Raw genomic sequence first — 17,394 nt, 5'->3', positions numbered from 1 at the left:
CTCAGCCGGGGCCGGAGGGCAGCGGGAACCGCAGCGTCTCGCCGGCGCGGTGGCTCCGCCGCTCGTCGCCGTCGCCGATGATCCACAGCCGCTGGCGGCCGCGCACCGTCCAGTCCTCGAGGCCGCCGACCAGCGCGGTCTGCTCGTCGACGCCGACCGTGGTCACGCCGGGCGGGGCCTCGGCGCGGATCCGGCCCGCCAGGTTCGGCAGCACCCGGTCGAAGCGGTCGAAGTGGGGGATCACCGCCAGCTGGGGCACCACGCCGAGGGCGGGCTCGATCCGCCCGATCTCGGTGCTGCGCGGGTCGGGGACGACGGCGGAGAGGGCGATCGCCCCCGCCGAGCAGCCGGCCAGCGCCGTCCCCGCCTCCCAGGCGGCGCGGATGGCACGCCAGACCAGGGTGTCGCGGAGGGTTTCGACCAGGTAGGCGGGGTTGCCGCCGGAGAGGTAGACCAGGCCCGCACCCTCGACCTGGGCGGCGAGCTCGGGATCGCCGGCGTCCTCCCGGCTCAGCACCCGCAGCGGCACCGGCTCGACCCCCATGCCGCGGTAGTGGGAGGTGCCGAGGTCGATCCAGTAGCGGAGCCGCTCCTCCCCCTCCGGGGCGGCGGCGGTGGGCAGGAAGACGGCCCGTTGGGGGCGGCCGGTGAGCAGCTCGGCGTCGACCTCGCGCATCACCGGCAGGAACTCGCCGCTCCCCACCAGGGCGATGGGCCCGACCACCGTTCCCGTGCTCATCCGCTGCCTCCTGCCGTCCACAGACCCATCGCGCGCCATCCCCGGTCGGGGAAGCCGGCGGCCTCCGCCACCCGGCACGAGGCGCCATTCTGAGGGTCGTGGATGTAGGTCGGGACGGCGCCGTCGTCGAGGATGCGGCGGGCCAGCCGCGACACCAGCGCCCGCGCCAGGCCGCGACCGCGCGCCGCGGCCTCGACGCCGACGCTGATCTCGTGGCCGTGGGGATCGTGGCGCTTGCGCCCGGCGCCGCCGAGATATGCGCCGTTCTCGTCGAGGGCGATCAGCACCTCGCTGTCGAACGCGTTGAGCCAGGGCGGCACCCGGGGGTCGGCGGGGTCGAGCCAGACCCCCAGCCCGGGGGCCGGGACCGGGCTGCCGGTCCAGCGGAAGACGCCGCTGCGGCGCACCGCGTCGGGCTCGCCGGTGAGCGCGGCCACCTCCCGCCAGAGCTCGTCGGATTCCAGGTCGAGCCGCCGGTCGCGGAGCCGCTCGGCCGCCGCCGGGGGCACCGACAGCACCGCGCCCTCCGGGGAGGCGATGGCGAGGGCCGGCATCCACCAGCGACCGCCCTGCTCGCGCTCGCGCCGCCGGTCTCCGATCACCTCCACCGTGCCGGGCGGCGGCGGCCAGGCGCCGAGGCGGGCGCGCAGGTGGGCGGCCAGGCGCTGGCCGGCGGCATCGCTCACCCCGCGAGGTTGACGTACTTGACCTCGAGGTACTCGCGAATGCCCTCGTGGCCGCCCTCACGTCCGAAGCCCGACTGCTTCACCCCGCCGAAGGGTGCGGCCGCGTTGGAGACCACGCCCTGGTTGAGGCCGACCATCCCGGTCTCCAGCGCCTCCACCACCCGGAGCGCCCGGGCCAGGTCGCGGGTGAAGGCGTATGCCACCAGGCCGAACTCGGTGTCGTTGGCCTGGGCGATCGCCTCCTCCTCGGTGCTGAACGTGGTGATCGGCGCCACCGGCCCGAAGATCTCCTCGCGGAGCAGGCGGGCGTCGCGGGGCACGTCGACGAGCACGGTGGGCTGGTAGAACCAGCCCGGCCCGTCGACCGGGGCACCGCCGGTCAGCACCCGGGCGCCGCGGTGGACGGCGTCGTCGACGAGCTCGACCACCTTGCGCCGGGCAGCCTCCTCGATCAGGGGCCCGACCTGGGTCTGCGGGTCGCTGCCCCGGCCCACCCGGAGCGCCCCCATCCGCTCGGCGAGGCCCCGGGCGAACTCGCCGGCGAGGCCCTCGGCGACGTGGAACCGGTTGGCAGCGGTGCAGGCCTCGCCGATGTTCCGCATCTTCGCGAGCATCGCGCCCTCGAGCGCGGCGTCGAGGTCGGCGTCGTCGAAGACCAGGAACGGGGCGTTGCCGCCCAGCTCCATGGAGACGCGGAGGACGTTGTCCGCCGCCTCGGCGGCGAGCCGGCGGCCGACCTCGGTCGAGCCGGTGAAGGAGAGCTTCCGGGTGCGCGGGTCCCTCAGCAGCGGCGAGACCACCGCGCCCGAGCTCGAGGTGGTGACCAGGTTGAGGACCCCCGGCGGCAGGCCCGCATCCTCGAGGATGCGGGCGAGCTCGAGCATCGACAGCGGGGTCAGCCGGGCCGGCTTCACCACCATGGTGCAGCCGGCGGCGACCGCGGGCCCGATCTTGCGGGTGCCCATCGCCATCGGGAAGTTCCATGGCGTCACCATCACGCTCGGGCCCACCGGCTGCTGCATCACCAGGATGCGCCCGTTCCCGGTGGGGCCCATCGTCCAGCGCCCGTCGATGCGCGCCGCCTCCTCGCCGAACCAGCGCAGGAAGTCGGCGGCGTAGAGCACCTCGGCCCTCGACTCGGCGAGCGCCTTGCCCATCTCGAGGGTCATGAGCAGGGCGAGGTCGTCGGCGCGCCGCACCAGCATCTCGTAGGCGCGGCGGAGGATCTCGCCGCGCTCGCGGGGCGGCTGCGCGGCCCAGGCCGCCTGGGCTCCGGCGGCCGCCGCCAGCGCCTCCATGCCGTCCTCGGGGCTGCCGTCGGCGACCTCGCAGAGCGGCTGCCCGGTGGACGGGTCGTCGACGGCGAAGGTCGCCCCCGACGACGACTCCCGCCAGCGGCCGCCGATGTACAGGCCCTTGGGAACCGCCTCGACGACGGCGTGCTCGCGGTCGCTCAGCGCGGTGCTGGTGGGCACGGCTAGACCGGGAGGTTGCCGGTGAGCAGCCAGGGCAGCGCCTCCGCGGTGGGCCGGAGCAGCGCCTCGCGGTGGGCGCGCTCGAGGTCGGGCCCGGCGAGCAGCGCCAGGGCGGTGCCGAGCAGCGCGCGCTCGGCGCGGTGGCCGGTGTCGCCGTGCTCCACCCGCCACGCGATCATCGGGGTGCCGCGCTCGGTGAGGCCGAGCAGGCGGTTGCGCAGCTCGTCCCACGCCTGGCCGCGACCCGACTGCTCCAGGAGCCGGACGGCGGCGCGCTCGGCGGCGACGTACGGCGGGTGGAGCTCGCCCTCGGCGAGGACCTCCCAGCCGTGCGCGATCCGCTCGATGCCGGCCGGCGAGAGCGTGCGGCAGTCCTCGAGGAGGCGGTCGAGCGGCGTCTGCCCCTCACGCACCCCGTATCCGTCCCGGTCCATCGCGTCTCCTCACCAACGCACGGCAGCGGCGTCGGATCAGCCTACCCGCAGGGGACCACCCCACGCCCTGGATTCGCCCCCGGCCGGTCTGGGTACGTACCCCCCGTCAGCTCCTGACCCGAGGCAACCGGGCCTCCGGTCGGAGCTCGACTGGGATACCAAAGAACATGACCGAGCTGAACTCCGAACTCCTCCCCGTGCTGCCCCTCGACGACGTCGTGGTGCTGCCCCACATGACCGTCACCCTGGCGCTGAACGACGACGCCCAGAAGGCGGCCGTCGAGGCCGCGGGGCGGGGCAACCGGCTGGTGCTGCTGGTGCCGCGCATCGAGGGCCGATTCGCCCGCGTGGGCACCGTGGCCCGGGTGGAGAGCTCCGGCCGGCTGCCCACCGGCGTCGAGGTGGCCATCTTCAAAGGTGAGCACCGCGGCCGTCCCGGCGGTGGCCAGGCCGACATCGAGGGCGCCCTCTGGGTGCAGGTCGAGCGTCTGCCGGAGACGGGGGACGACACCGACCGGGTGCGTGAGCTGGCGCGCGAGTACCGAGCGCTGATCGAGAGCGTGCTCGAGTCGCGGGGCGCGCCGGGAGCGGTGCAGTTCGTCCGGAACGCCCGCAACCCCAGCCACCTCGCCGACCTCGCCGGCTACTCGCCCGAGCTCAGCACCGACCAGAAGATCGAGGTGCTGGAGACGCTCGACGTCGAGCAGCGGCTGACCAGCCTCATCGAGTGGACCAGGCAGAACCTCGCCGACGCGTCGCTGAAGGAGCAGATCCGCAGCAAGGTGTCCGAGGGGATGGAGAAGACCCAGCGCGACTTCCTGCTGCGCCAGCAGATGGAGGCGATCCGCAAGGAGCTGGGCGAGGGCAGCGGCGACGTGGTCTCCACGTACCGCAGCCGGGTGGCCGAGGCGGGCATGCCCGAGGCGGTGCGCACCGAGGTGGAGCGCGAGCTCGACCGGCTGGAGCGCACCAGCGAGCAGAACCCGGAGAACGGCTGGATCCGGACCTACCTGGACTGGATGCTCGACCTGCCCTGGGACGTCCGGTCGGAGGACAACTACGACCTGACCGAGGCGAGGCGCATCCTCGACGAGGACCACACCGGCCTCGAGGACGTGAAGGACCGCATCCTCGAGTTCCTGGCGGTGCGCAAGCTGCGCCAGGAGCGTGGCCTCGAGGTGCTCGGCGGCCGCGGCTCGGGCGCGATCATCACCCTGGTGGGCCCGCCCGGCGTGGGCAAGACCTCGCTCGGGGAGTCGGTCGCGCGTGCGCTCGGACGCAAGTTCGCGCGGGTGTCGCTCGGCGGCGTGCACGACGAGGCGGAGATCCGCGGTCACCGGCGCACCTACATCGGGGCGCTGCCGGGACGGATCGTGCGCGCGCTGAAGGAGGCCGGCACCAAGAACCCGGTCATCATGCTCGACGAGATCGACAAGGTCGGCGGAGACTGGCGGGGCGACCCGTCCGCGGCGCTGCTCGAGGTGCTCGATCCCGCGCAGAACCACAGCTTCCGCGACCACTACCTCGAGGTCGACCTCGACCTCTCCGAGGTGCTCTTCATCCCCACGGCGAACGTGTGGGAGACGATCCCGGCGCCGCTGCTCGACCGCATGGAGCTGATCCGGCTCGACGGCTACACCGAGCAGGAGAAGGTGGCGATCGCCCGCGATCACCTGCTTCCCCGGCAGGTGGCCCGCGCCGGCCTGCGTCCGGAGGAGGTCAGCGTCACCGACGCCGCCCTGCTCAGGGTGATGAGCGACCACACCCGCGAGGCGGGGGTGCGCAACCTCGAGCGCGAGCTCGGCAAGCTCACCCGCAAGGTGGCCACCGGCTTCGCCACCGGGCGGCTGACGCCGCCGGTGCGGATCGACGGCGACCAGGTGCGCGAGTACCTGGGCAAGCCGAAGGTCGACAACGAGGTCGCCGAGCGCACCGCGGTGCCGGGGGTGGCCACGGGGCTCGCGGTCACCGGCACCGGTGGCGACGTGCTCTTCGTGGAGGCCACCAGCACCCCGGGCCGGGGTCTGACCCTGACCGGACAGCTGGGCGACGTCATGAAGGAGTCGGCGCAGATCGCGCTGTCCTACGTGCGCTCCCACGCCGTGGAGCTGGGCATCGACCCGTCCGCGGCGGCGAGGGCGTTCCACATCCACGTTCCCGCGGGCGCCATCCCCAAGGACGGCCCGTCGGCCGGGGTCACCATGACCACGGCGATCGTCAGCCTGCTCAGCGGCCGACCGGTGCGGAGCACCGTGGGGATGACCGGCGAGGTGACGCTGCAGGGCCTGGTGCTGCCGATCGGCGGGGTGAAGCAGAAGGTGCTCGCCGCGCACCGGATGGGGCTGCGCGAGGTGATCCTCCCGCGGCGGAACCAGAACGACATCGACGACGTGCCCGAGAGCGTGCGCAACGACATGACCTTCCACCTGGCGACCCGGGTCGAGGACGTGCTCGCCGTGGCGCTCGAGGGGGAGGCGCACGCCGGCTCGCTGAGGGCCGCGTAGACAGACGGCGCCAGGCGGACCGGCCGGGGCGGCGTGCTCCGGCCGGTCACCGGCCAGGCCCCCCGGTCCTCGGCGGTGGCCACGGTGCTCAGCCGCGCCCGAGTACCAGCCGCCATCATGGTCCAGCCCATGCCCACACCGACACGGGTCGGCCTCGTCCTCTCCGGCGGCGGCGCACGGGGGGCCTACGAGATCGGCGTCCTCTCCGTCCTCGCCCCGATCCTCGAGGCCCGCAACGAGCGCCCGCAGATCATCGTCGGCACCAGCGCCGGCGCCATCAACGCCGCCCTCCTCGCCGCCGGCGCCCACCTCCCCTTCGGGGACGCAATCCAGCGCGCCGAGGGCACCTGGCAGATGACCCGGTACGAGGACGTCCTCGGCCCGCTCATCTCCCTCGGCGAGCTGAAGCGCCTGCTCCTCTACGGCCTCGAGCTCGCCGGCGTCCCCGGGGCCAGCGTCCCGAGCCTGCTCGACTCGGGCCCGCAGTCGCAGACCCTGGCCAGCAGAATCGGCTTCGACCGCGTCGCCCGCAACGTCACCGAGGGCAGGCTGCAGTCGGTGGCCGCGGTGGCGACGTCGTACCGCACCAACCGGAGCGTCGTCTTCCACCACGGCGGATCACCGCCGCCGCACGACCCGGTCCGCGGCATCGACTACGTCGCCACCCGGCTGAGCGAGGTGCACGTGCGCGCATCGGCGGCGATCCCGGTGCTCTTCCCCGCGGTCGAGGTCACCCGCCCCTCACGGGCCGCCGGCTGGTACGGCGACGGCGGCACCCGGCTCAACACCCCGCTCAAGCCGGCGCTCCGGCTCGGCGCCGACCGGCTGGTGGTGATCGGCCTCAACTCGATCGCCGGCACCCGCGAGCCCACCGACGGCGAACGCCCCGACATCTTCGCCGGGGCGGCGCAGATGCTCCAGGCCGGCCTCGCCGACCAGCTCGCCAACGACGTGGCCACGCTGGTCATGGTCAACCAGCTCCTCGCCCGCGGGAACACCCCCGCCGCCGCGCAGGTCCCCGGCGCCCGCCGGCCGGTCCCGTACATCTTCGTGGCGCCGCCCGGCGGCGACACCGTGGGCCGGCTCGCCGGCGAGATCCACCGGCGGTACTTCGCGGGCCTGGGCGGGCTGCGCCGGTCCCGCGACCTCCACCTGCTCGGCCGTGTCCTCGACGTCGGGCGCAACCCGCAGCGCGGCGAGGTGCTCAGCTACCTCCTCTTCGCCCGCGAGTTCTTCGACCCGATGATGGACCTCGGCCGCGCCGACGCCCGGCGATGGCTCGCGGGCCGACCCGCCGCCGACCCGTGGCGGTGCGAGGACCTGCCCGGCGGCGAGGCCCCCGCACCCACCGACGGTCTGGTCTCTAGTCGCCGCCGCCCTCGTACTTGAACGATACGTTGAGCCGGGTGCGGAATTTCGCCACCTTCCCGTCCTCGATGGTGCAGTCGAGCTTCACGACCTCGGCCACCCGCAGGTCTCGCAGCGTCTTCGCCGCGGTCTCGACCGCAACCTGGGCCGCCGCCTCCCAGGAGTCGCTGCTCACGCCCACGAGATCGGTGACGCGATACACGGTGTCGGCCATCCCGGCTCCTCCACACTGGCCGCGGCCATGCCGCGGCCGGGCGGCCATTCTGCGCCGGGCGTCCGGCGGCCGTCAGCGCGCCGAGCCGGCTACGGCGTCACCACCACCTGTCCGAACGAGCCCGCCTCGACGGCCTCGTGGGCGGCGGCGACGTCCTCCAGGCCAAAGCGCCGGCCGATGATCGGGGCCAGGCTGCCGTCCTCCAGCGCCGCCGTCACCTCCGCGTTCGCCGCCGCCCGCTGCTCCGCCGAGATCAGGTACACGAGCACCATGCGGAGCACCGCGGCCCTGCCCAGCATCGCGTACACCGGCAGCACCGGCTCCGGGTTCAGCGCCGACCCGAAGGCGCAGATCACCCCGCCGGCGCGGACCGCGTCGAGATCGCGGCCGAGGTTCTCGCCGAGCTCGGCGTCGACCACCCGGTCGACGCCCGCGCCGCCGGTGCGCTCGCGCGCCCACGCCCCGACGTCGGCGCTGCGGTAGACCACGCCCTCGTCGAAGCCCCGCTCCGCCAGCGCGGCGAGCTTCTCCGGCGACCCGGCGGTCACCAGCACCCGGGCGCCGGCCCGCCGCGCCAGCTGCGCCGCGGCGAGCCCGACCGCGCCGGTGGCCCCCTGGACGAGGACGGTGCGGCCCTCCACCGGGCCGTCCGCGTGCACGCAGCGATGCGCGGTCACCGCCGGCACCCCCAGGCACGCGGCGGCGTCGAACCCGGTTCCCCCGGGCAGCGGCACCGCCTGCGCCGCGGACACGACCACCGCCTCGGCGGCGGTGCCGAAGGCGCCGCGCAGCTGGGCGTCGTACACCCAGACCCGCTCCCCGACCCGCGACGGCGGGATTCCCTCCCCGACCGCGTCGATCACCCCGGCACCGTCGTCGTGAGGCACCACCAGGGGGAAGGGCAGCTCGCCGCGCATCCCCGCGCGGCGCTTGACGTCGGCCGGGTTGATTCCCGACGCCGCCACCCGCACCCGCACCTGCCCCGGCCCCGCCTCGGGGTCGGGGATCTCGCCGACCTCCAGCACCTCGCGCGCCGGTCCGACGCGCCGGAAGTACGCAGCCCTCACCGCACCACCTCAGACCATGCGCTCGCGACCCGCCCAGTGGGGCGCGCGCAGCGCCTTCTTGTCGATCTTCCCGTAGGTCGTCTTGGGCAGCGCGCCGACGAACTCGAAGGCTCGCGGCTTCTTGTAGGGGGCGAGGTGCTCGCTCGCGAAGCTCTTCAGGTCGGAGGCGGTCACCTCCACGCCGTCCGCCAGCACCACCACCGCCATCGCGGTCTCGCCCCAGCGATCGTCGGGGATGCCGATGACCGCGCACTCCGAGACCGCGGGATGGCGCAGCAGCACCTCCTCGATCTCGCGCGGATAGACGTTGAGCCCGCCGGAGATGAGCATGTCCTTGGACCGGTCCATGATGTACAGGTAGCCGTGGTCGTCGAGGCGGCCGATGTCGCCGGTGTGCAGCCAGCCGCCGCGCAGGGTCTCGGCGGTGGCCTCGGGCCGCTGCCAGTACCCCTTCATCAGCGCCGGTCCGCGCACGCAGATCTCGCCGGTCTCGCCGGCGGCGACGGGACGGTCGTCGCCGTCGACGATGGCCACCTCCATGCCCGAGCGCACGTGGCCGCAGGAGGCGAGCCGCTCGCTGCCCGGGCCCTCGACGATGTGCTCCTGGGCCCGGAGATGGGTGGCGGTCATCGGCGACTCGGTCTGTGCGAAGAGCTGCACGAACACCGGGCCGATCCGCCGGATCGCCTCCCGGAGGTGCTCGACGTGCATCGGCGCGCCACCGTAGACGATGGTGCGCAGGGTGGAGAGGTCGGCGCCGTCCAGCCCGGGATGGTCGAGCACCATCTTGACCTGGGTCGGCACCAGCCAGGTGTGGGTGACCCGCTCGCGAGCGATCGTCGCCAGGAAGCGGGCGGCGTCGAAGCCGGTGGGCTGGAGCAGCACCTGGGTGCAGGCCTTCATGGTGAAGGCGAGCGCCATGATCCCGGCCCCGTGGGTGAGCGGTGCCGCGTAGAGGCCGACGTCCTCGGGCTCGAGGTGCTGCAGGTCGGCCAGCCAGGACACCGCCACGAAGGTGAGCGCGCCGTGGGTGAGCATCGCGCCCTTGGGCCGTCCGGTGGTGCCCGACGTGTACGCGATCCAGGCGACGTCGTCGTCGGCCACGTCCACGGTGGTGAAGGGCTGCCCGGCGTGCGCCGCCGCCAGCCCGCCGAGGTCGGCGGCACCGTCGCCGCCGCCCTCGAGCACCAGCGTCTCCGCCCCGATCCGGTCACGCATGCCGGTGAGGGTGGCGGCGAAGTCGGCGCCTCCGATGAGCACCCGGGCCCCGGAGTCGGCGACGTGGTAGGCGATCTCCTCGGCGGTGAAGCGGGCGTTGAGCGGCACCACCGTCGCCCCCGCCTTCCACACCGCGAACATGGCCTCGAGCAGGGTCGGGCCGTTGTACATCATCACCGCGACCCGGTCGCCGTGACCGACGCCGAGATCGCCGGCCAGCGCGCCGGCGAGGGCGTCGGCGCGCTGGTTCAGCTCGCGGTAGCTGCGACGCCCACCGCCCTCGTCCCAGACGAGGGCGGTGGTGTCGGGATACACCCGTGACGCGTTGGTGAGGATGTCACCGAGGTTCATCGGGTGACGGTCAGTGCACGGCCTGCAGCACCTGCGCGGGAACGCCGGCGCCGTTGAGCCTGCCCAGGTCCGACGCGGACACCGGCGCCGGCACCTGGCTCACCTGGCCGGTGACGACCGGCTCGCCGAGGAGGCCGAAGCTCTGCTGCACGCCGAGCGCCTCGCGGTGCCCGAAGGCCTGGCACACCGAGGCGAAGCCGACGGCGCGGGGCCGGCCGATCACCAGGTTGTGCGCGCAGAAGGCCTGGTACAGCGCGGTCTGCTTGTAGTTGCTGGAGCCGCGGATCACGCAGTGCACCGACTTGTGCGGCCCGGTGGCGTACACGGAGTCGAGCGACCGGTTGACCCGGTGGTTCTCCCGGGGCGGCATCCCCGCCTGCACCTGGGCGGCCACGTCGGCGAGCGCCTTGCGCTGGCCGTCCGGGTCCAGTGGCTTGATCTTCTCCTCGACCATCTGCGCCATCTGGACGACCTGCTCCATGACCGCGCGGTTGAACACGCCGCCGAGCACCTTGCAGTTGGCGACGCGCGGGTTGCGCCGGTGCCAGACCGGGTGCGGGGACGACCAGTTCGACATCACCAGCGCGGTCTGATGCTGTCCGGGCAGCACCACCTCGAAGTACGCCGCCGGCGGGTACTTCACGTACTGGTTCTGCTCGAGGTAGTGGTGGTCGGCCATGAGGATGGTGAAGATCGTCGCCGTCGACGCCTTGGTCGGCATCCCGCCCCAGATGGAGAGGATGTCGAGGCTGTCGACCCCGGTGGTCTCCAGGCAGATGTGGGCGGCGATGTCGCTGGTGGTGAACTGGTGCGCGCAGGAGGGCGAGATCAGCAGCCCCTTCTCGGCGAAGCGGGCGCCGAACCTCTCGTCGGCGACCATGCACCAGTCCTGCTCGCCGGTGGTGTCGAGGTAGTGGCAGCCGGCGTTCAGCGCCGCCTCGGCGGCCTGGGGGCCGTAGGTGATGAACGGCCCGACCATGTTGCACACGACCTTGGCGCCCGAGAAGAGCTCGGTGAGCGCTCCCACCGAGTGCTCGACCTCCCGGACCTCGTAGTCCGCGGTCTCGATCCCCGGCACGCTCTCCAGCACGCTGCGGACCCGTGACGCGTCGCGGCCGGCGGCGATGAAGGGGAGGTTGTACTCGCGCAGGTACTCGCAGACGAGCCTTCCCGTGTACCCGTTCGCTCCATAGACGACGACAGGTTTGTTGGTGCCCACGACCAGGACCTCCTTCGCTGACCTACCAATCACCTCCACCGGGCTGGTAGTATCTATCGGACGTTCGATAGTCGTCAACGTGCGGGGAGATGAGCCAGCACACAGCGTCCGCGGACGGCGCCCCTCGCCCCGGCCGGCAGGCCGGCGGCACCGCCCGGTCGGTGCCGCAGCAGCGCAAGCCGACCGTCGTGCGCACCCGCGAGATCCTCGAGGTCGCCGCCCGGCTGTTCGCCGAGCGCGGCTACGCGGAGACCACGATGCGAAACATCTGTTCCGCGGTGGGGCTGACCCTGGGCTCGCTCTACTACCACGTGGAGAGCAAGGAGGCGGTGCTCGTCCACATCGTCACCGACACCGGCGGCGCCTTCGTCGCGGACATGCGGCGGATCTGCGAGCGCGACGTGCCCGTGGTCGAGTGCGCCTACGAGGTCGCCCGCCGCTGGATGTACGAGGTCGACCACTTCCGCGACCAGTGGCGGGTGCTGGTGCGCGAGCAGTGGCGCATCCGCGGTCCCCAGTACCGCCAGGTCCTCGACCTCCGCCGCGAGACCGAGGTGCTGGTCGAGCTGCTGCTCGAGCGCGGCGTCCGCGAGGGCAGCATCCGCCCCCACGACGTCCGGCTCACCAGCATGGCCATCGCCGGGCTGATGAACTCCACCCTGCAGTGGTACCAGCCGGGCGCGCGGCTCGACCCCGACACCATCGCCGACCACTACATGACCCTCGTGCTGAGGGGCATCGTCACCCAGGAGCTGCACGCTCGCCTGCCGCTGGGCACGCGGGCGGCGAGCGCAGGCAACGGGCAAGGAGAAAGGAGACAGGATGGCTGAGCTGCAGGGAAAGCGCACCCTGGTCACCGGCGCGGCGTCGGGCATCGGGCGGCAGATCGCCGAGCTCTTCGTCGAGGAGGGGGCGCAGGTGATGCTCCAGGACATCAGCGCCGGGGTGAAGGAGATCGCCGACAGCCTCGGCTGCCCCTCGGTCACCGGTGACGTGTCCAGGGGCGAGGACGTGAAGAGGGCGATCGACGCCGCCTCCGCGGCCTTCGGCGGCCTCGACGTGCTGGTGAGCAACGCCGGCATCGAGCAGGTGGTCAGCCTCCTCGACCACGAGGAGGCGGACTTCGACCAGATCCTCCAGGTCAACATCAAGAGCGTGTGGTTCGGGATCAAGTACGGGGCGCCGGCGATCATCGCGTCGGGCGGCGGCAACATCGTGAACATGTCCTCGGTCGCCGGGCTCGGGGGCTGTCCCATGTTCGGCGCCTACGCGGCCACCAAGGCGGCGGTGGTGTCGCTCACCCGGACCGCGGCGGCCGAGCTGCGCGACGCCGGCGTGCGGGTGAACTGCGTCTGCCCCGCGTTCCTCGACACCCCGATGGTGACCGAGCGGGCCTTCGGCAAGCTGGCGGCGGCCTTCGGCGACCTGGGCCCCATCCTCCAGGCCAAGCAGGGACGGCTGGGGACCCCCCGCGAGGCCGCCCAGGCGGTGCTCTTCCTCGCCACCGACCGCGCCTCGTTCGTCAACGGTGCCCACATCACTGTCGACAACGTCCTCAGCGAGCGGCTGCTGTAGCCGGGGAGCAGCGGTGAACGTCGCATCGGACGCGCCCGGCCCGGTGCCGGGCGCGTTCCGGCCGCGGTGCCGCGGCGCATGACCCGCGCCGACCACAGCGCCGCGCGCATCGCCGTCGCCGACCTGCGGCGGATGACCGAGGCGTCGCGCAGCCTGGTGGGGCTGCTCGACGCCTCCGTCGTCGCCCGGCGGGCGGCCTGCCGCTTCGGCCCCATCGTCGGCACCGACGCGACCGGGGTGAGCCTGCGCGAGGGCCCGCGGCTCATGGTCACCCGCGGCGCCTGGCGGGTGCGCACCCCGGGGGTGCGCAACGGCCTCGAGGTGGCGTACGGCGACGGTGTCGCCGGCAAGGTGCTGCAGCACCGGCTGTCGGTGTCGGTCGCCGACTTCGAGACCGAGCCGGAGATCTCGCCCCGGCTGGTCGATCACATGGTCCGCCAGGAGGGGATCCACGCCATCCTCGGGGTGCCGATCATCCATCGCGGCCGGGTGATCGGGGTCCTCTATGCCCTGAATCGCACACCCGGCGACGTCGGCGACCGCGCCCGGCGGCTTGCCGAGGAGTTCGCCGCCGAGCTGGGCCCGACGTTGGGAGCCGCGATGGGCGCGCAGCGGACCGCCCGGCTCAGCGCGATGGAGGAGCGGCAGCGGCTCTCCCGCGACCTCCACGACAACCTCAGCCCGCTGCTCTTCGGCATCGGCAGCGCGGCGCAGCGCGCCAGCACCACCCTGGGAGGTGGCGCGCCCGACGTGGTGGAGCAGATCCGCGCCATCGAGGCGCAGGCGTCACAGGCGGCCTCCTCGCTGCGCGACATCCTCCGCGCGCTCGCGCCGGCCGCCTGCGACGACGGCCTCCCGGCGGTGATCGGCCTGGACGTGCGCGGCTTCGCGACGTTCACCGGCACCGCCACCGACTTCGCGGTCCTCGGCGAGGCGTATCCGCTGAGCAGCGAGCAGGAGGGGGTGCTGCTCGCGGTGGTGCGCGAGGGGCTCCACAACGTGGGCAAGCACGCCGGGGCGTCGACGGTGCTGGTCACCATGCACTACGGCGAGGAGAGCGCCGAGGTCCTGGTGCAGGACGACGGGCGCGGCCTTCCCGAGGACTTCCAGGTCACCCACGTGCCCCGGGACGGTGAGCACTACGGGCTCGCGTCGCTGAGCCAGCGGCTGGCCCGGGTCGGCGGCGAGCTCTCCCTTCAGAGCAACGCCGACGGCGGCATGACCCTCTGCGGCAGCGTGCCCACGTTCGCCGCCTCGGCGGGAGCCCCCTCACCGACCGATCCTCTACAGTAGGTGCCGACATGGAGCGGACACTGAGCCGTGCTCTGCACCGCGCGGCCCAGGGGAAGACCCTGTCGCCCGCCGAGGTCACCGCGCTCCTGGGTGCGCGGGGCGAGGCCCTCGCCGAGCTCTGTGCCGTGGCCACACGGCTGCGTGAGCTCGGCCACGGCGACGTCGTCACCTACTCGCGGAAGGTGTTCGTGCCGCTCACGATGCTCTGCCGCGACCACTGTCACTACTGCACGTTCGCGAAACCACCGGCTCGGGTCGCCGCCCCCTTCCTCTCCCCCGACGAGGTGCTCGCCATCGTTCGCGCGGGACGCGAGGCGGGGTGCAAGGAGGCGCTGCTGACCCTCGGCGACAAGCCCGAGGACCGCTATCCGACGGCGCGGCGCTGGCTCGAGGAGCGCGGCTACCGGAGCACCCTCGAGTACCTGCGCGCGATCTGCATCCTGATCATCGAGGAGACCGGCCTCCTCCCCCACCTCAACCCCGGGGTGATGTCGTGGGAGGACATGGCGCGCCTCAGGCAGGTGAGCGCCTCGATGGGGATCATGCTCGAGCAGACCTCGGAGCGCCTGCTCGAGAAGGGCATGGCCCACCACCGCTCCCCCGACAAGGTCCCGGCGGTGCGACTGCGCACCATCGAGGACGCGGGCCGCCTCGGCATCCCCTTCACCACCGGCATCCTGGTCGGCATCGGCGAGACCGAGGCGGAGCGCGCCGACGCGCTCCTCGCCATCCGCGAGGCGCACCGGCGCCATCGCCACGTCCAGGAGGTCATCGTCCAGAACTTCCGGGCGAAGCCGCGCACCGCGATGCGCGACCATCCCGAGCCCGGGTTCGACGAGTTCCTCGCTGCCGTCGCCACCGCGCGGGTGGTGCTGGGCCCGCGGATGAACGTGCAGGCGCCGCCGAACCTCAGCGACCCCCACTACCCGCGGCTGCTGGCGGCGGGCATCAACGACTGGGGCGGGGTCTCGCCGGTCACCCCCGACCACGTCAATCCCGAGGCCCCCTGGCCCGCCCTCGACGATCTCGCGGCGCGCACCGCCGAGCACGGGCTCACCCTGCGCGAGCGCCTCTGCGTCTACCCCGAGTTCGCCACCCGTCCCGACCCCTTCCTGGCCACCCGGATGCGCGCGCCGGTGGCGGCGCTGCTGGGCGGGGACGGGCTCGCCGTGGAGGGTGCACGCGCCGAGCCCCAGCCCTGGCAGGACCCCGACGTGGAGTGGAAGCCGCGCCAGACCGCGCTCACCTACGCGAAGGGCGCCGACGCCGGGCTGCGCGACGACGCGCTGGCGGTGTACGGCGACATCCACGCGCTGCCGGTGACCGCCGCGTGGACGCCGCGCACCGGGGCGCCGCTCGACGCCGAGATCCGCGCCGCGCTCGGCAACGCCGAGGCGGGCCGTCCGGTCACCGACGAGCAGGCGCTGGCACTGTTCCAGGCGGAGGGCGTGGCGCTCGAGGAGCTGTGCCGGGTCGCCGACCGGCTGCGCGCGGCCGCGGTGGGCGATGCCGTCACCTACGTGGTGAACCGGAACATCAACTTCACCAACGTCTGCTACACCGGCTGCCGCTTCTGCGCCTTCGCCCAGCGCGAGATGGACCCCGACTCCTACACGCTGCGCCTCGACGAGATCGCCGACCGCGCCGAGGAGGCGTGGGGATACGGCGCCACCGAGGTGTGCATCCAGGGCGGCATCCATCCGGGGCTGCCCGCCGACTTCTACTTCCTGATCCTCGACGCGATCCGCGCCCGGGTGCCGGAGATGCACATCCACGCCTTCAGCCCGATGGAGGTGCTGAACGGGTCGACCAGGCTGGGCATCTCCTTCCGCGAGTTCCTCGAGGAGTGCCGCCACCGCGGGCTCGGCACCATCCCCGGCACCGCCGCCGAGATCCTCGACGACGAGGTGCGCTGGGTGCTCACCAAGGGCAAGCTCCCCGCCGACACCTGGGAGGAGATCGTCAGCACCGCCCACGCGGTCGGCCTCCGCTCCTCGTCGACGATGATGTACGGCCACGTCGACGCGCCCCCGCACTGGGTGGGCCACATCCGCCGGCTGGCGCGCATCCAGGAGCGCACCGGTGGCTTCACCGAGTTCGTGCCCCTCCCCTTCGTCCACCAGAACTCGCCGATCTATCTGGCCGGCCTGGCCCGCCCCGGCGCCTCGGTCGCCGACAGCCGGCGGGTCCACGCGATCGCCCGGATCATGCTCAGCGGGCTGATCGACAACGTGCAGGTCTCGTGGGTGAAGCTCGGGCTCGAGGCCTCGAAGGAGCTGCTCCAGGGCGGCGCCAACGACCTCGGCGGCACCCTCATGGAGGAGACCATCTCGCGGATGGCCGGCGCCGAGTGGGGGGTGCGCAAGGAGCCCGAGGAGCTGGAGGCGGCGATCCGCGAGATCGGCCGGGAGCCGGTGGAGCGCACCACCGTCTACGGCCGCGCCCCGGCGCGTCACCGGGCCCCGGCAGCGCTGCGGTAGCCGGCGCGGCCGCCGCGGTGGTCACGGTCCTCTGCGGCGGGTTCGGCGCCGCCCGGTTCCTCGGCGGCCTGCGCGGACGGACCGCCGGGCTCTGCTGCATCGGCAACACCGCCGACGACCTGGAGTGGCTCGGCCTCCACGTCTCCCCCGACCTCGACAGCGTTCTCTACGCGCTCGCCGGCTGCTTCGACGAGGAGCGCGGCTGGGGGCTGCGCGGAGACACCTTCCACTGCAACGCGGCGCTCGCCCGCCACGGCGCCGGCTGGTTCCACGTCGGTGACCGGGACATGGCCCAGCACCTCGAGCGCACCCGGCTGCTCCGCGAGGGACGCAGCCTCGGCGAGGCCACCGCGCGGCTGGCCGAGGCCTGGGGGGTGGAGGCCCGGCTGCTGCCGATGAGCGACGCGCCGGTGCGCACCATGGTCAGCACCGACGAGGGCACCCTGACCCTGCAGGAGTACCTGGTGCTGCGCCACGCCCAGCCGCGGGTGATCGCCGTCCACCAGGCCGGGATCGAGGTGGCGACGGCGGCGCCGGGGGTGCAGGAGGCGATCGCCGCCGCCGAGCTGGTGCTGCTGGCGCCGAGCAACCCGGTGAGCAGCCTGGGCCCCATCGTGGCGTTGCCGGGGGTTCGCGAGGCTCTGGCGGGGCGCGGCGGGGGTACCGTGGCGGTCACCCCGGTGGTGAGCGGCCAGGAGCCGGCCACGCCTCCCGAGCAGGGCCGCGCCCGGGTGCGCGCCGCCTTCCTCGCGGCCCGCGGGCTGCCCCACC

15 protein-coding genes are annotated in these 17,394 nt (G+C 73.5%); 7 read left to right on the top strand and 8 right to left on the bottom strand.

From position 1 onward, the window contains the following. Position 1 precedes the first annotated feature (1 nt). The 4 genes from VGL20_04690 to VGL20_04675 are packed head-to-tail and all read right to left on the bottom strand — an operon-like array spanning position 2 to position 3,334. A complete protein-coding gene (locus VGL20_04690; GenBank protein ID HEY2702968.1) occupies positions 2-739 on the bottom strand; it encodes a Type 1 glutamine amidotransferase-like domain-containing protein in 738 nt (245 codons plus the stop codon). Then, a complete protein-coding gene (locus tag VGL20_04685) occupies positions 736-1,425 on the bottom strand; it encodes a GNAT family N-acetyltransferase (protein ID HEY2702967.1) in 690 nt (229 codons plus the stop codon). Before VGL20_04685 ends, VGL20_04690 begins: the two co-directional genes overlap by 4 nt. After that, positions 1,422-2,900 (bottom strand): NAD-dependent succinate-semialdehyde dehydrogenase, encoded by a 1,479-nt coding sequence (locus VGL20_04680; protein HEY2702966.1) that lies wholly within the window; start codon positions 2,898-2,900, stop codon positions 1,422-1,424. The genes VGL20_04685 and VGL20_04680 overlap by 4 nt, the downstream gene beginning before the upstream one ends. A gap of 2 nt (positions 2,901-2,902) precedes the next feature. Further along, positions 2,903-3,334, bottom strand: coding sequence for a hypothetical protein (locus tag VGL20_04675; GenBank protein ID HEY2702965.1), 432 nt, complete (start codon positions 3,332-3,334; stop codon positions 2,903-2,905). Between the two features lie 167 nt (positions 3,335-3,501). Here VGL20_04675 and lon point away from each other — a divergent pair, with 167 nt between their 5' ends. Both lon and VGL20_04665 read left to right on the top strand, forming a co-directional pair. Then, positions 3,502-5,838 (top strand): endopeptidase La, encoded by a 2,337-nt coding sequence (gene lon / locus VGL20_04670; protein ID HEY2702964.1) that lies wholly within the window; start codon positions 3,502-3,504, stop codon positions 5,836-5,838. 129 nt (positions 5,839-5,967) lie between these two features. After that, positions 5,968-7,227: a patatin-like phospholipase family protein gene (locus tag VGL20_04665; GenBank protein HEY2702963.1), complete on the top strand. Its 1,260-nt coding sequence runs from the start codon at positions 5,968-5,970 to the stop codon at positions 7,225-7,227. Here the strand turns inward: VGL20_04665 and VGL20_04660 are convergent. The 4 genes from VGL20_04660 to VGL20_04645 all read right to left on the bottom strand — a co-directional run bounded on the left by VGL20_04660 (position 7,202) and on the right by VGL20_04645 (position 11,275). Continuing rightward, the gene (locus tag VGL20_04660; GenBank protein ID HEY2702962.1) at positions 7,202-7,420 is read right to left on the bottom strand and encodes a dodecin family protein; all 219 of its coding nucleotides are present in this window, start codon (positions 7,418-7,420) and stop codon (positions 7,202-7,204) included. The genes VGL20_04665 and VGL20_04660 overlap by 26 nt on opposite strands. Positions 7,421-7,509: 89 nt before the next feature. Beyond that, the gene (locus VGL20_04655) at positions 7,510-8,487 is read right to left on the bottom strand and encodes an NADPH:quinone reductase (protein HEY2702961.1); all 978 of its coding nucleotides are present in this window, start codon (positions 8,485-8,487) and stop codon (positions 7,510-7,512) included. Between the two features lie 9 nt (positions 8,488-8,496). After that, positions 8,497-10,056 carry a long-chain fatty acid--CoA ligase gene (locus VGL20_04650; GenBank protein ID HEY2702960.1) on the bottom strand — a complete coding sequence of 520 codons (1,560 nt, stop codon included), beginning with the start codon at positions 10,054-10,056 and terminating at the stop codon, positions 8,497-8,499. 10 nt (positions 10,057-10,066) lie between these two features. Then, positions 10,067-11,275, bottom strand: coding sequence for a DUF5938 domain-containing protein (locus VGL20_04645; protein ID HEY2702959.1), 1,209 nt, complete (start codon positions 11,273-11,275; stop codon positions 10,067-10,069). A gap of 89 nt (positions 11,276-11,364) precedes the next feature. Between VGL20_04645 and VGL20_04640 the strand changes: the two genes are divergently transcribed. The 5 genes from VGL20_04640 to VGL20_04620 form a co-directional block, all read left to right on the top strand. Further along, positions 11,365-12,105 carry a TetR/AcrR family transcriptional regulator gene (locus VGL20_04640; GenBank protein HEY2702958.1) on the top strand — a complete coding sequence of 247 codons (741 nt, stop codon included), beginning with the start codon at positions 11,365-11,367 and terminating at the stop codon, positions 12,103-12,105. Next, on the top strand, positions 12,098-12,850 hold the full coding sequence (locus VGL20_04635; protein ID HEY2702957.1) for an SDR family oxidoreductase: 753 nt from the start codon (positions 12,098-12,100) through the stop codon (positions 12,848-12,850). The genes VGL20_04640 and VGL20_04635 overlap by 8 nt, the downstream gene beginning before the upstream one ends. A 66-nt stretch (positions 12,851-12,916) precedes the next feature. After that, positions 12,917-14,143 carry a GAF domain-containing protein gene (locus VGL20_04630; GenBank protein HEY2702956.1) on the top strand — a complete coding sequence of 409 codons (1,227 nt, stop codon included), beginning with the start codon at positions 12,917-12,919 and terminating at the stop codon, positions 14,141-14,143. 8 nt (positions 14,144-14,151) lie between these two features. Further along, positions 14,152-16,623, top strand: a complete 2,472-nt coding sequence (locus VGL20_04625) for a bifunctional FO biosynthesis protein CofGH (protein ID HEY2702955.1) — start codon at positions 14,152-14,154, stop codon at positions 16,621-16,623. A 17-nt stretch (positions 16,624-16,640) separates the two neighbouring features. Continuing rightward, a partial coding sequence (locus VGL20_04620) for a 2-phospho-L-lactate transferase CofD family protein (GenBank protein HEY2702954.1) occupies positions 16,641-17,394 on the top strand: 754 nt, incomplete at its 3' end.

It is taken from the genome of Candidatus Dormiibacterota bacterium, from assembly GCA_036495095.1.
GTDB lineage: Bacteria > Chloroflexota > Dormibacteria > Aeolococcales > Aeolococcaceae > CF-96.
The sequence above is the reverse complement of the archived record's forward strand: the minus strand, read 5'-3'. Positions and strand labels throughout refer to the sequence as shown.

Bases quoted from the DNA above. Each gene is read 5' to 3' on its own strand.
- VGL20_04690 (HEY2702968.1), bottom strand. From the start codon at position 739: ATGAGCACGGGAACGGTGGTCGGGCCCATCGCCCTGGTGGGGAGCGGC.
- VGL20_04675 (HEY2702965.1), bottom strand. From the start codon at position 3,334: ATGGACCGGGACGGATACGGGGTGCGTGAGGGGCAGACGCCGCTCGAC.
- lon (HEY2702964.1), top strand. From the start codon at position 3,502: ATGACCGAGCTGAACTCCGAACTCCTCCCCGTGCTGCCCCTCGACGAC.
- VGL20_04665 (HEY2702963.1), top strand. From the start codon at position 5,968: ATGCCCACACCGACACGGGTCGGCCTCGTCCTCTCCGGCGGCGGCGCA.
- VGL20_04660 (HEY2702962.1), bottom strand. From the start codon at position 7,420: ATGGCCGACACCGTGTATCGCGTCACCGATCTCGTGGGCGTGAGCAGC.
- VGL20_04650 (HEY2702960.1), bottom strand. From the start codon at position 10,056: ATGAACCTCGGTGACATCCTCACCAACGCGTCACGGGTGTATCCCGAC.
- VGL20_04640 (HEY2702958.1), top strand. From the start codon at position 11,365: ATGAGCCAGCACACAGCGTCCGCGGACGGCGCCCCTCGCCCCGGCCGG.
- VGL20_04635 (HEY2702957.1), top strand. From the start codon at position 12,098: ATGGCTGAGCTGCAGGGAAAGCGCACCCTGGTCACCGGCGCGGCGTCG.
- VGL20_04625 (HEY2702955.1), top strand. From the start codon at position 14,152: ATGGAGCGGACACTGAGCCGTGCTCTGCACCGCGCGGCCCAGGGGAAG.